Source organism: Nocardia sp. No.11 (genome assembly GCF_038752175.1).
Classification (GTDB): domain Bacteria; phylum Actinomycetota; class Actinomycetes; order Mycobacteriales; family Mycobacteriaceae; genus Nocardia; species Nocardia canadensis.
Genome location: NZ_JBCGFB010000161.1, coordinates 1 through 11,476 on the forward strand (window position 1 = coordinate 1; position 11,476 = coordinate 11,476).

The 11,476-nt window shown below is 70.2% G+C and carries 12 protein-coding genes and 1 pseudogene; 4 read left to right on the forward strand and 9 right to left on the reverse strand.

Features of this window, described 5'->3' with window-relative positions:
• Window positions 1-199: pseudogene (locus V8688_RS29010) on the reverse strand (hypothetical protein); the annotation flags it as partial.
• Between the two features lie 713 nt (window positions 200-912).
• On the opposite strand from V8688_RS29010, the gene V8688_RS29015 reads away from it, so the two are divergent.
• From V8688_RS29015 to V8688_RS29025, 3 genes are all read left to right on the forward strand, one after another.
• Window positions 913-1,206 (forward strand): WhiB family transcriptional regulator, encoded by a 294-nt coding sequence (locus V8688_RS29015; protein ID WP_022567299.1) that lies wholly within the window; start codon window positions 913-915, stop codon window positions 1,204-1,206.
• A gap of 125 nt (window positions 1,207-1,331) precedes the next feature.
• Complete coding sequence (locus tag V8688_RS29020) at window positions 1,332-1,949, forward strand: sigma-70 family RNA polymerase sigma factor (protein WP_255587510.1); 618 nt, start codon at window positions 1,332-1,334, stop codon at window positions 1,947-1,949.
• 1 nt (window position 1,950) lies between these two features.
• Entirely contained in the window at window positions 1,951-2,202 is a 252-nt protein-coding gene (locus V8688_RS29025; RefSeq protein ID WP_218717755.1) for a hypothetical protein, read from the forward strand.
• A 60-nt stretch (window positions 2,203-2,262) separates the two neighbouring features.
• On the opposite strand, the gene groL is transcribed toward V8688_RS29025, so the two are convergent.
• Both groL and groES read right to left on the reverse strand, forming a co-directional pair.
• Entirely contained in the window at window positions 2,263-3,873 is a 1,611-nt protein-coding gene (gene groL / locus V8688_RS29030) for a chaperonin GroEL (protein WP_218717754.1), read from the reverse strand.
• 158 nt (window positions 3,874-4,031) lie between these two features.
• Window positions 4,032-4,331 (reverse strand): co-chaperone GroES, encoded by a 300-nt coding sequence (groES, locus tag V8688_RS29035; protein ID WP_110037083.1) that lies wholly within the window; start codon window positions 4,329-4,331, stop codon window positions 4,032-4,034.
• A 362-nt stretch (window positions 4,332-4,693) separates the two neighbouring features.
• On the opposite strand from groES, the gene V8688_RS29040 reads away from it, so the two are divergent.
• Window positions 4,694-6,199, forward strand: a complete 1,506-nt coding sequence (locus tag V8688_RS29040) for an Hsp70 family protein (RefSeq protein WP_342802124.1) — start codon at window positions 4,694-4,696, stop codon at window positions 6,197-6,199.
• On the opposite strand, the gene tsaD is transcribed toward V8688_RS29040, so the two are convergent.
• The 6 genes from tsaD to alr form a co-directional block, all read right to left on the reverse strand.
• Window positions 6,196-7,242, reverse strand: a complete 1,047-nt coding sequence (tsaD, locus tag V8688_RS29045) for a tRNA (adenosine(37)-N6)-threonylcarbamoyltransferase complex transferase subunit TsaD (protein ID WP_218717752.1) — start codon at window positions 7,240-7,242, stop codon at window positions 6,196-6,198. The genes V8688_RS29040 and tsaD overlap by 4 nt on opposite strands.
• Window positions 7,239-7,733: a ribosomal protein S18-alanine N-acetyltransferase gene (rimI, locus tag V8688_RS29050; RefSeq protein ID WP_218717760.1), complete on the reverse strand. Its 495-nt coding sequence runs from the start codon at window positions 7,731-7,733 to the stop codon at window positions 7,239-7,241. Before rimI ends, tsaD begins: the two co-directional genes overlap by 4 nt.
• 29 nt (window positions 7,734-7,762) lie before the next feature.
• Window positions 7,763-8,461, reverse strand: coding sequence for a tRNA (adenosine(37)-N6)-threonylcarbamoyltransferase complex dimerization subunit type 1 TsaB (gene tsaB, locus V8688_RS29055; RefSeq protein ID WP_218717751.1), 699 nt, complete (start codon window positions 8,459-8,461; stop codon window positions 7,763-7,765).
• Between the two features lie 65 nt (window positions 8,462-8,526).
• Entirely contained in the window at window positions 8,527-8,982 is a 456-nt protein-coding gene (tsaE, locus tag V8688_RS29060; RefSeq protein WP_218717750.1) for a tRNA (adenosine(37)-N6)-threonylcarbamoyltransferase complex ATPase subunit type 1 TsaE, read from the reverse strand.
• Window positions 8,975-10,051 carry an alpha/beta hydrolase gene (locus V8688_RS29065; RefSeq protein ID WP_218717749.1) on the reverse strand — a complete coding sequence of 359 codons (1,077 nt, stop codon included), beginning with the start codon at window positions 10,049-10,051 and terminating at the stop codon, window positions 8,975-8,977. Before V8688_RS29065 ends, tsaE begins: the two co-directional genes overlap by 8 nt.
• Window positions 10,048-11,184, reverse strand: coding sequence for an alanine racemase (alr, locus tag V8688_RS29070; protein ID WP_316573711.1), 1,137 nt, complete (start codon window positions 11,182-11,184; stop codon window positions 10,048-10,050). Before alr ends, V8688_RS29065 begins: the two co-directional genes overlap by 4 nt.
• Between the last annotated feature and the right edge of the window lie 292 nt (window positions 11,185-11,476).

Below are 11,476 nucleotides of genomic sequence, written 5' to 3' on the forward strand. Positions count from 1 at the left end.
CGAAGGTCGCGGCGGCGGCGTGCCCGCCGAGCTGACGCAGCAGCGAGCCGCGGGTGCTCTCGACGCGCGAGCGCAGCGCCGGATCGATGCGCGCGCGGGTGAGCGTCAGCAGCTCCGCTCTGGCAGCGGCGTAGCGGCCCTGCGCGCCGAGCGCGACAGCGCGATACCACCTGTCCAGGGGGGTAGCCGGAGTCGGCAACTCCGCAGCGGCCGTGCCGGGTGTGGGCCCGAAAGCAGTCGCAGCGAGTATTTCGGAACCGATATCCGCGGGTGAAGCCGTTGTCTGCACGCCGAGACTGTAGCCGCCACCGGCGGCGAGGCCTTCTCGTGATATGTCACGACGACGCAGGCGCAGCTACCGATCAGCTTTTCCTCCGGTGGCTCATGTTGCCATCAGGTAAATCTCCGCCCGCCGGCACCGCTACCGCAAAGTTTCGAATTCACATGCGTTTCGCGCAATTAACCTCGGCGCCCCGATTACGCCATCTGCGCCCCGTCCACGGCGGAGGGCCGTTGTGACCCGGAACACCCGCCCGACCGGCGGCCCAGCAGGCCGAAACCGGCCCTGCCTGGCGCGACCTGGGGAAACGCCCGACGCCGCGAGCACCGCGCGGCGACCCATCCATAGCCAACCGAACAGTATGGACGGGTCGAGCATGAAATGTAAACAGTGCGCAGGTTAAATTTCAGCGTTGCGGATTTGCGGTACCAATGCGTCGAACTATTGACGGAAATTCCCGCGTGCACCTAACGTAGCTCATCGCCGGGGTCGGCGCCGCGCGAAATTGCAGCGACCACCTTCGGCACCGTCAGGCACCGTCGAGCCGGCCACCTCCGCGCGAGGTGGCGCGAAGACCTGCCGCACCACGTCGCTCGACAACGCTGACGAGCTCGCACCACAAGGAGTTCACCATGCCCATGCCCACCCACCTCCCCGGCCCGAACGCCGATGTCTGGGATTGGCAGATGCGCGGTTCGTGCCGCGGCCAGGACTCCGCCGTCTTCTTCCATCCCGACGGCGAACGTGGCCGTGCCCGCACCGCGCGCGAGATGCGCGCCAAAGAGATCTGCCGGGCCTGCCCCGTGCTGATGCAGTGCCGTACCCACGCGCTCAAGGTGAGCGAGCCGTACGGCATCTGGGGCGGGATGTCGGAGACCGAACGCGAGATGCACGCGCGCCGCAACCGGCGCCGCATGGCCGTCTAGATACTTCGGCAAATCAACTCCCATCCGCCCGGCGTGGCGTGCCGAATCTCTAGCAAACAGCTGGCACCCGAACAAGGCACCCCCGGGCGGAGGGAGGTCATAGCCGCGGGCTACATTCGTGACCGATGACACAGAATGGGTTCCGAAGCGAAGCCTTCCCACCGAGCGTGGATTCTGCGGTTACCGCACGCGCGGCCGAAGGAGTCGAGCTAGCTGCACTGTTGGAACGATGCGGCCTGTCCGACCAGCAAGCCTTTGCCGAACTGTACGACCGGACGTCTGCGCGCGTCTTCGGCCTGATCCTGCGGGTCCTCCACGACCCGGGATACGCGGAGGAGACCACGCAAGAGGTCTATCTCCAGATCTGGCGCACCGCAACGAGTTTCGACCCCGCCAAGGGGTCGGCGGTGACCTGGCTGATGACGTTGGCGCACCGACGGGCGGTCGACCGGGTTCGTGCCGAGCAAGCCCACACCCAGCGCGAGGTCGCGTACGGGATACGGGTTCTCGGCAACGAATTCGACGAGGTCACGGAGGAGGTGGAACGCAGACTCGAACAACAGGCCGTCCAGCGCGGGCTCTCGACTTTGACCGAGACGCAGCGCGAGGCGATCTCGCTCGCCTACTACGGCGGGCGCACCTATGCGGAGGTAGCTCAGCACCTCGGCATCGGACTACCGACCGTCAAGTCCCGTATTCGGGACGGACTGACACGACTGAAGAAAAGTTTGGGGGTGACGTGAGATGAACGAAGCCCAGATCGATCTCGCGCACACCGTCGCGCTCGGATTGATCGACGACGAAGACCATCACGCGATCCAGACCATCATCGATACCGAAGACCCCGTCCTCTGTACCGAGTTCCTGCACGAGATCCGCGCTACCCGCACGGTCCTCGCCGAACTCGCTGCGAGTACCCCGACACCACCTCCCCCCTCCCTGCGTGCGCGCCTGCTGGCCGCGCTCGACGCCGAAGAGCCCCCGGTAGCCAGCTAGCGCGAAAACGAAAGGCCCCCGAACCGCAGTGCGGTCCAGGGGCCTTCGTCGTGCCGCGGGTCAGTGCGCGTGGCCGTGATGCCCGTGGTCGTCGGCCTCCTCGGCCGGCTTCTCCACGATGGCGCTCTCGGTGGTCAGGATCATCCGCGCGACCGAGGCGGCGTTCACCACGGCGGAGCGGGTCACCTTGACCGGGTCGACGACACCGTCGGTGAGCAGGTCACCGTAGGTCAGGGTGGCGGCGTTGAAGCCCTCCTTGCCCTCGGCGACCTTGCTGACGACGACCGCGCCGTCGACACCGGCGTTGGTGGCGATCCAGAACAGCGGCGCCTCGAGGCCCTTGCGGACGACCTCGACGCCGACGCGCTGGTCACCGGTCAGCGAGTCGCGCAGCTCGATCAGCGCGGTCGCGGCCTGCACGAGTGCGGTACCGCCACCGGCGACGATGCCCTCCTCGACCGCGGCCTTGGCCGCCGCGACCGCGTCGTCGACGCGGTACTTGCGCTCCTTGAGCGCGGTCTCGGTGGCCGCGCCGACGCGGATCACCGCGACGCCGCCGGCCAGCTTCGCCAGACGCTCCTCGAGCTTCTCGCGATCCCAGTCGGAATCGGTGGCCTCGATCTCGCGACGCAGCTGCGCGCTGCGGGCCGCGATGTCGGCCTCGGTGCCCGCGCCGTCGATCAGGACAGTCTCGTCCTTGGTCACGACGATGCGACGCGCCTGACCGAGCTGCTCGATGGTGGCCTCGCGCAGGGTGACGCCCAGATCGGGGTTGATCACGGTGCCACCGGTGACGACGGCCAGGTCGTCGAGGAACGCCTTGCGGCGGTCACCGAAGAACGGCGCCTTGACCGCGACGGCCTTGAGGGTCTTGCGGATCGAGTTGACCACCAGGGTGGACAGCGCCTCGCCCTCGATGTCCTCGGCGATGATCAGCACCGACTTGCCGGACTCGGCGATCTTCTCGAGCAGCGGCAGCAGGTCGGGCAGCGAGCTGATCTTGTCGCGGTGCAGCAGGACGTAGGTGTCCTCCAGCACGGCCTGCTGGGTCTCGGGGTCGGTCACGAAGTAGGGCGAGAGGTAGCCCTTGTCGAACGCCACACCCTCGGTGATCACGAGCTCGGTCTGGGTGGTCGAGGACTCCTCGACCGTCACCACGCCGTCCTTGCCGACGGTGGTCAGCGCCTTGCCGACCATCGCGCCGATCTCCTCGTCGCGCGAGGAGACGGTGGCGACCTGGGCGATGGCCTGCTCGCCGGAGACCGGGGTGGCCGCGGCCAGCAGCACCTCCGACACCTTGTCGGCGGCCAGCGCGATGCCCTGGCCGAGGGAGATCGGGTTGGCACCCGCGGCGACGTTCTTCAGGCCCGCGCGCACGAAGGCCTGGGCCAGCACGGTCGCGGTCGTGGTGCCGTCACCGGCGACGTCGTTGGTCTTGGTGGCGACGCTCTTGACGAGCTGCGCGCCGAGGTTCTCGAAGGGGTCCTCGAGGTCGATGTCCCGCGCGATGGTGACACCGTCGTTGGTGACGGTCGGGCCACCGAAGGCCTTGGCCAGCACGACGTGGCGGCCGCGGGGACCGAGGGTCACCTTGACGGCGTCGGCGAGCTTGTCGACACCGCGTTCCAGAGCCCGGCGAGCCTTCTCGTCGAACTCGATCTGCTTTGCCATAAAGGATTCAGCTCCTGTGTTGAATGGCGGCACTCCCGGGCCCCTACGTGGTGACGCGAGCTGCCGCCTCCGGGTCCGTCGCTCATGCCGCGAGTGAGAACGCAATCCGCCCCGGGTCGCTGGACGACGCCGGGGCGGAACGCGAATGCGGCGTTGGCCTACTTGGTGACGACGGCCAGGATGTCGCGCGCCGACAGGATGAGGTACTCGCCACCCTGGTACTTGATCTCGGTGCCGCCGTACTTGCTGTAGATGACGACGTCGCCTTCCTTGACGTCGACGGGGATGCGGTCACCCTTGTCGGTGATCCGGCCCTCGCCGACGGCGATGACGGTGCCCTCCTGCGGCTTCTCCTTGGCCGTGTCCGGGATGACCAGGCCGGAGGCCGTCGTCGTCTCGGCCTCGTTGGCCTGGACGAGGATCTTGTCCTCGAGCGGCTTGATGTTCACGCTCGCCACGTTGAGCCCTCCACTTTCAGGGGAATTCGGTCGTCCGGAACTGTTGTCCCGGACCGGGTTTCGGTCTGCATGCGACCCTGCGCGTCAGCCCCGTCGTCGCGGGTGCCGGGACCCGAAGCCCAGTAGTCGACTGGCACAAGCACAGCTACACAGTGCCGACTAGCACTCTATACGTGAGAGTGCCAGCGCTCAAGGCCGGGTTCTGCCAATGTCGCATTTTCGACACGCCCACACTGGCCAGTGATCTTCACATCGCTTGCCACAATCTGTAACGTTCGCATAACAGGCTGTGAAAGGATATGTATAGCGTTCCATTCGAGATGGTCGGCATCACAGAACCATCCGCTCGAAGGGAGGTGAACATGCGAACATCCCTCGGCATCTCCGCAGGTAACGAGGTGGTGTGCTCAGCGCTGGTCGCCACCGGTCCGGCCGGTGAGCAGAGCTTCGATTACCGCGTCGTCTCCGCCGACGCGGCCCATTCCGATCTCGGCGATCTCGTGTCGTCCTCGATCGAGCTGATGACCACCCAGCTGCCCGTCACCCAGGGCGCCGCCATGGCGGGCGAACCGCTCGGGCGTTATTCCACCGGCGCGCACCGCAGGGCCGAGTCGGCCCGATCGCGCCCACCGACCAGCGTCGCCGTCGCCTACCGGAACAAGGAGCAGGCCCAGGCCATCCGGGCCGCCACCACCCGGCACCGGGATCTGCGGCTGGTGCCCGAGGGCACCGCGGCGATGACCTACTTACGCGACACCGGCCTGCTCGGCCGCTACGCCACCGTCGCCGTGGTCGACCTCGGCGCCACCGGACTCACCGTCACCGTCGTCGACTACGCCGACGGCACGATCCTGCACACCGAACGCACGCCCACGCTCAGCGGCAACGCCATCGACGAGCTGATCTACCACCACCTCGTCGACCTGCACTACGCCCGCCGGGGCACCAGGCCCAACCGCGGCACCCTGACCAACCGGGGCCGGGCGGCCAAGGAGCACCTGTCGATCGCGCCCGCGGTCACCATCGACCACGTCGCCGGGCAGCCGCTCAAGCTCACCCGCTCCGATTTCGAGGAGCTCATCGGTGGGCTGCTGCGCAATATCGCGCTGTTCACCGGTTCGGTCTTCACCCGCGCGCCGAAGTACCCCGAGGCGGTCGCGGTGATCGGCGGCTGCGCCAACATCCCCGCCGTCGTGGAGACGCTGCACGGCAGGCTGGACGTCCCGGTCCTCACCGTGCCCGATCCGGAGGCCGTGATCGCCAAGGGCGCCGCGCTCGTCGCCGACGCGGCGGCACCCTCGGCCCTGCAGGTGGCCGCGCTGGGCGACGCCCCGAGCGGCACCTTCGCCAAGGTCGCCGGGACGCTGGCCGGCGCGGTCGTCGTGGTCGGCCTGGTGATCGGCTACGGCGTGCAAGCGGTCTCGCCCGATCCCGCCGATGTCACCCCCGCGGGCACCAGCAGCACCGTGCGGCAACCGCCGTTACCCGTGGTGCCGCAGCAGGCACCGACACCCCAGAATCGCGAGAGCACCGACCGCACCGGCGTCACCAACGCGCCGCCCACCACCGAAGTCACGACGACCCCGGCCCCGACCACGCCGTCGACCACGCCGCCGTCGTCGCCCCCGAGCCAGATGGCGCCGCCGTCGTCGACGATGGCGCCCACGCTGCGCCCGGATCCGAATCTGCCGCAGATCCCCTACCCGGAGTCGCCGCTCGGCCCGATCGACAGTGGGTCCTCGGGTGGCCAGCAGCAGCGACCGTCGACGCCGAACACCTCACCGTCCCAGCGGCCCGCCCAGGGCCTGCTCCCGGTGCCGCCCGCCGCGAGTACACCGGAGAGCGCGCCACTGCAGCTGATCGACTAGCCGCGCAGAGCGCTCACCGACACCGGCAGACCCGGATCGGTGGCGACCGTCAATTCCGCGGGCTGCGCGCCCGCCGCGATCACGTGCGCACCGAGCGCCGCGATCATCACCCCGTTGTCGGTGCACAGCCGAGGCTTGGGCACCCGCAGGGTCAATCCCGCTGCCGCGCAGCGTTCCTCGGCCAGCGAACGAATCCGCGAATTCGCGGTGGCACCGCCGCCGAGCACGATCGTGTCCACGCCGACATCGGTCGCGGCGCGCACGGCCTTCATCGTCAGCACATCGGCCACCGCCTCCTGGAAGGACGCGGCGATATCCGGGATCGGCAGCTGGTCGGGGCCGATGCCCTGGCGCTGCGCGGCCTCGACATAGCGGGCTACCGCGGTCTTGAGGCCGGAGAAGGAGAAGTCGTAGCGGGCATCGCGCGGACCGGTCATGCCGCGCGGGAACGCGATCGCGCGCGGGTCGCCGTCCTTGGCCGCCGCGTCGAGGTAGGGACCGCCCGGGTAGCCGAGGCCGAGCAGGCGGGCGACCTTGTCGAAGGCCTCACCCGCGGCGTCGTCGACCGTGCTGCCGAGTTCGGTGATCGGCGAGCCCAGGTCGGTGACCTGCAGCAGGTGCGTGTGCCCGCCGGAGACGAGCAGCGCCACCGCGGGCGGCAGCGGACCGTGCTCGAGAGTGTCCACCGCGACGTGCCCGCCGAGGTGGTTGAGCGCGTAGAACGGTACGTCCCAGGCGGCCGCGTAGGCCTTGGCCGCGGCGACGCCGACCAGCAGCGCACCGGCGAGGCCGGGCCCGATGGTGACGGCGAGCGCGTCGGGCTTGCTGATGCCCGCGGCGGCCAGCGCCCGGCGCATGGCGGGCACGATCGCCTCGAGATGCGCGCGCGAGGCGATCTCGGGGACCACGCCGCCGAAGCGCGCGTGCTGGTCGACGCTGGAGGCCACCTCGTCGGCGAGCAGTTCCAGCGAACCATCCGGGTGACGCCGGACGATGCCGACTCCCGTTTCGTCGCACGAGCTTTCGATGCCCATGACGATCACGACAGCACCTCGTCCTGCCTGCCGCGCGCGGCCCATTCGTCGGCCGCCACGGTGAGTTCGGGCCTGCGCATCGTGTACGCGTCGGCGCCGCTGGGGTGGTAGTAGTTCTTGCGCAGCCCGATGATGTGGAAACCGTGCTTGGCGTAGAGCGCGATCGCGGGCGCGTTGTCGGTGCGGACCTCGAGGAACACCGGGCCGCCGCGTTCGGCGGCGGTGGCCAGCAACGCCTCCAGCAGCAGCGTGCCGATGCCGCCGCGATGACAGTCCGGATCGACGCCGATGGTGTGCACCTCGGCTTCGGGATGCGCGGCGTCGCCGAGCAGCGCGATGCCCGCGTACCCGACCATCGCGCCGTTCGCGTCGCGGGCGGTGATGTAGCGGTTGTGCGCGCCGGCCAGCTCGGACCGGAACGACACCGCCTGCCAGGGGTCGTCCTCGGGGAACAGCAGGTGCTCGAGCTCGACGCAGCGGTCGATGTCGTGCACCGTCATCGGTGCGATCCGGTAGTCGGACACGGCGCTCACGCCCCGGTCCGGTCGAGGGTGCGGAAGCTGTTCTCCACGGCGTCGGGCCTGCGCAGGTACAGCGGGACCAGCGGCTCGGGCGCGGTACCGGCCAGCAGCTCGGCCGCGGCGACGGTCACCAGCCCGGCGGGCGAGGGCGTCTCGCTCGGCAGCACCGGCAGATCGAAGTAGTCGACGTGGGCGGCCGAGCCCGCGATCGCGGCGGCGTCGCCGAGCGGGACCTCGGCGGGCTTGCACACCTCGGGTCCGGCGCTGCGCGTCCCGTTCAGGTAGCGGGCCCAGTAGACCTCGCGCCTGCGCGCGTCGGTCACCACCAGCAGTTCGCCGATGTCGCGCTGCTCGCCCGTGGCCTCGGCCTCGGCGGCGATGGCATCGAGGCTGCACACCCCGTACACGGGCAGCCCCAGCGCGTCACCGAAGGCGGCGGCGGTGGCCATCCCGACGCGCAGCCCGGTGAACGGGCCCGGCCCGATCCCGACGACGAGCGCGTCGAGCTCGTCGCGGCGCACCCCGGCCTCGGTGAGGCATTCCAGGATCTGCGGGGTGAGCACTTCGGCGTGGGCGCGGGCGTCGACCTTCACGCGGGCAGCGAGCGTCGCCACGGCGGGCCGGGCGTCCGCGTCGGCGGCAGGTGACAGATGCACCAATCCCGCTGTAACGGCGGGTGTCGCGGTGTCGACTGCTAGTACGAGCATGATTGTCTCAACAATACCGGGTGGTTTCCGCGCCCGGCGCGCACCGGTGCCCGCCGATCCACGGGTTATTCGATCCACTCCCAGATGGCCGTGCGCACATCGGATTCCGGTTCCCGGGCGAGTTGCACCCGCAGATGCCGCTCGGTGAGGTGTTCGACGACACCCTTGCCCCACTCCACCACCACGACGGCGTGATGTAAGTCGGTGTCGAGGTCGAGAGCGTCGAGTTCGTCCAGGTCGCCCGCGAGGCGGTAGGCGTCCACGTGCACCAGCGCGACGCCGGGCGTGCCGTCGGGCCGCTGCCCCGCCTTGTGCGCCCGCGCGATGATGAAGGTCGGCGAGCTGACCCGGCCAGCCACGCCGAGACCCGCCGCGATTCCCCTGGTCAGCGCCGTTTTTCCGGCGCCGAGCGGACCGTCGAGCACCACCAGGTCGCCGGCGCGCAGGGTCGCGGCCAGCTCCCGGCCGAACGCCTCGGTGTCCTCGACCGTGGCGAGGACACGCTGCTGTGGCTCAGCCACCGACGGCCTCCCCACTCCGCGCGTCGCCGAAGCCGGCGGCGGCCAGCAGCCGATCGAGCGCGTCCAGCGTCACCTCGGGGTACTGCAGGTGCGGCATGTGCGCGGCCTCGCGCACCCGCACCAGCTCGCTGCCGGGCAGCGCCGCGGCCAGCGCGCGCGAATTGCGGAACGGGATCACCATGTCGTGCGCGCCGCCCAGGACCAGCACCGGCATCTCGGCCAGCACCGGCAGCGCCGCCGACTCATCGTGCAACTCAATCGCTTTCAGGAACTTCTCGATGGTCGCGACCGGGGTGCGGTCGATCATCATCGTGGTGAATCGCGACAGCGTCGGGCTCACCGGACCGTGGAACGAGCTGACGTGCAGGATCGGCGTCACCAGCTGCTTGCTCGCGGTCCGGCTCACCTGGACGACGGCGGGCGCGGTGCGCACCGCCATCCGGAACCCGTCGATGGCCGGATGCCGCAGCAGCTGCGGCAGCCCGGTCGCGGTCACCTCGGCGGCGGCGGTGCAGAACAGGCCGACCGCGCGCACCCGCGCCGCGAAGAGTTCGGGGAACTGCGCCGCGGCCGCGAGCACGGCCATCCCGCCGAGCGAATGGCCCACCAGCACCACCGGCCCGGTCGGCGCGCACTCGCGCAGCACGGCGGCGACATCGTGGCCGAGCTGGGCGACGGTGCAGCTCTCGGTGCTCGGCGTGCCGGAGCGGCCGTGCCCGCGCTGGTCGAAGAAGACCATCCGGACCCGCGGACCCCAGGCGCGCGCGAGATCGCGGCGCTGGAAGTGGAAGGACTCCATGCTGTTGCAGAAGCCGTGCACGAACACGACGGTCACCTCGGCGGACTCGTCACCGTAGGTGCGGGTGGCCAGCGACACACCGTCGTCGGCGATCACCGACCCCGGCTCGTCCTCGTCGATCAGGGCGAAGTTCTCGTCGCGGTACTCGTCGCGTTCGGCGGGCCACAGCACGCGCGCGCCGATCCGGCGCAGCGTGTGCGCGACGGCGAGCGCGCCGAGCAGGCTCGCGGTCGCCAGGCCGCCGCGCAGGATCACCCTGCCCCGCGTCATCGGCCGGTCCCCACGTAGCGGCGCACGGCCCGGCCGCGCGGCGAGCAGACCACCTCGTAGTCGATGGTGTCGAGCAGCCTGGCCCAGTCGAGCGCGTGCGGATGCCCGGCGCCGCCGCCGAAGAGCACCGCCCGATCACCCTCCCGCACGCCGCCCGGGTTGTCGCCGAGGTCGACCATGAACTGGTCCATGCACACCCGCCCGACATTACGGTGCCGGGACCCGCCCAGCCACACCTCGAAACGCCCACTCAGCGAGCGGAATACACCGTCGGCGTACCCGGCGGGCACCAGCGCGACCGTCGTGTCACGCGGCGCGATCCAGCGGTGCCCGTAGGACACGCCCTCCCCCGCCGGCACCCGTTTCACCAGGGTGACCTCGGCTTGCAACGTCATCGCGGGCCGCAGCCCGAAGTCGCCGAGCTCCGGGATCGGCGACAGCCCGTACACCGCGATGCCCGGGCGCACCACGTCGAAGTGCAGGTCGGGGCGGGTCAGCGTGGCCGCGGAGTTGGCCAGGTGCACCTGCTCGGGTTCCAGCCCCTGCTCCTTGGCCTGCGCGATCGCCTCCACGAAGCGTTCCCGCTGCCGGTCGAGCATCGGATGCTCCGGTTCGTCGGAGTGCGCGAGGTGGGAGAAGATCGCCCGGAACCGAACGACCTGCTCGTCGACGAGGACGCGCAGTGCCCGCAGGACCTGCGGATACTCGGCGACCGAGACCCCGTTGCGGTTCAAGCCGGTGTCGACCTTGAGCGTCACGGTGGCGGTCCGGCCGCTCGCGCGCGCGGCCCGCTCGACGGCCCGCAACTGCGTGAGCGAGGACACCCCGATCTCGACATCGGCCGCGATCGCGGCGCCGAAATCGGCATCGATGGTGTTGAGCCAGCACAGGATCGGCGCGGTGATCCCGGCGGCGCGCAGGGCCAGCGCCTCGGCGACGGTCGTGACCCCCAGCTCGGTGGCTCCCGCCGCCAGCGCCGTGCGGCCGACCTCGACCGCGCCGTGGTTGTAGCCGTCGGCCTTGACCACCGCCATCACCCCGGCGCCCTGCGCGAACTCGCGCAGCACACGCACGTTGTGGGCGATGGCATCCAGGTCGATGACAGTCTCCACTTGCGCATTCACGGCTTCGATCCTGCCAGGACCCGCCGGATTCGTGGCAGCTGGGCTGCCTACCTCACCCCGCGGCGGCCGACCACGCGCACTCCCCGTCCACACGCGAGGGGGCAGGTTCGCGGTCGTCTCGGAATTCTCGCCTGGGTCGTGTGGTCATTCGCCCGCGAGTTCCCGCAGCACGCGGATAGCCGGGCGGATGTGCCGCAACAGCGGCGAGGCGGAGATCGGCGCGGCCGCCGGCTCGCCGTCGTATGCGGCGAGGTTGGCGGCCAAGGCGTGCACGCGAGCGGCGGCCGCGGCCGACCACGCG

Coding starts and splice junctions, on each gene's coding strand:
- groL (WP_218717754.1), bottom strand. CDS start 3,873: ATGGCAAAGCAGATCGAGTTCGACGAGAAGGCTCGCCGGGCTCTGGAA.
- V8688_RS29025 (WP_218717755.1), top strand. CDS start 1,951: ATGAACGAAGCCCAGATCGATCTCGCGCACACCGTCGCGCTCGGATTG.
- V8688_RS29020 (WP_255587510.1), top strand. CDS start 1,332: ATGACACAGAATGGGTTCCGAAGCGAAGCCTTCCCACCGAGCGTGGAT.
- V8688_RS29040 (WP_342802124.1), top strand. CDS start 4,694: ATGCGAACATCCCTCGGCATCTCCGCAGGTAACGAGGTGGTGTGCTCA.
- rimI (WP_218717760.1), bottom strand. CDS start 7,733: ATGACGGTGCACGACATCGACCGCTGCGTCGAGCTCGAGCACCTGCTG.
- V8688_RS29015 (WP_022567299.1), top strand. CDS start 913: ATGCCCATGCCCACCCACCTCCCCGGCCCGAACGCCGATGTCTGGGAT.
- tsaB (WP_218717751.1), bottom strand. CDS start 8,461: ATGCTCGTACTAGCAGTCGACACCGCGACACCCGCCGTTACAGCGGGA.
- V8688_RS29065 (WP_218717749.1), bottom strand. CDS start 10,051: ATGACGCGGGGCAGGGTGATCCTGCGCGGCGGCCTGGCGACCGCGAGC.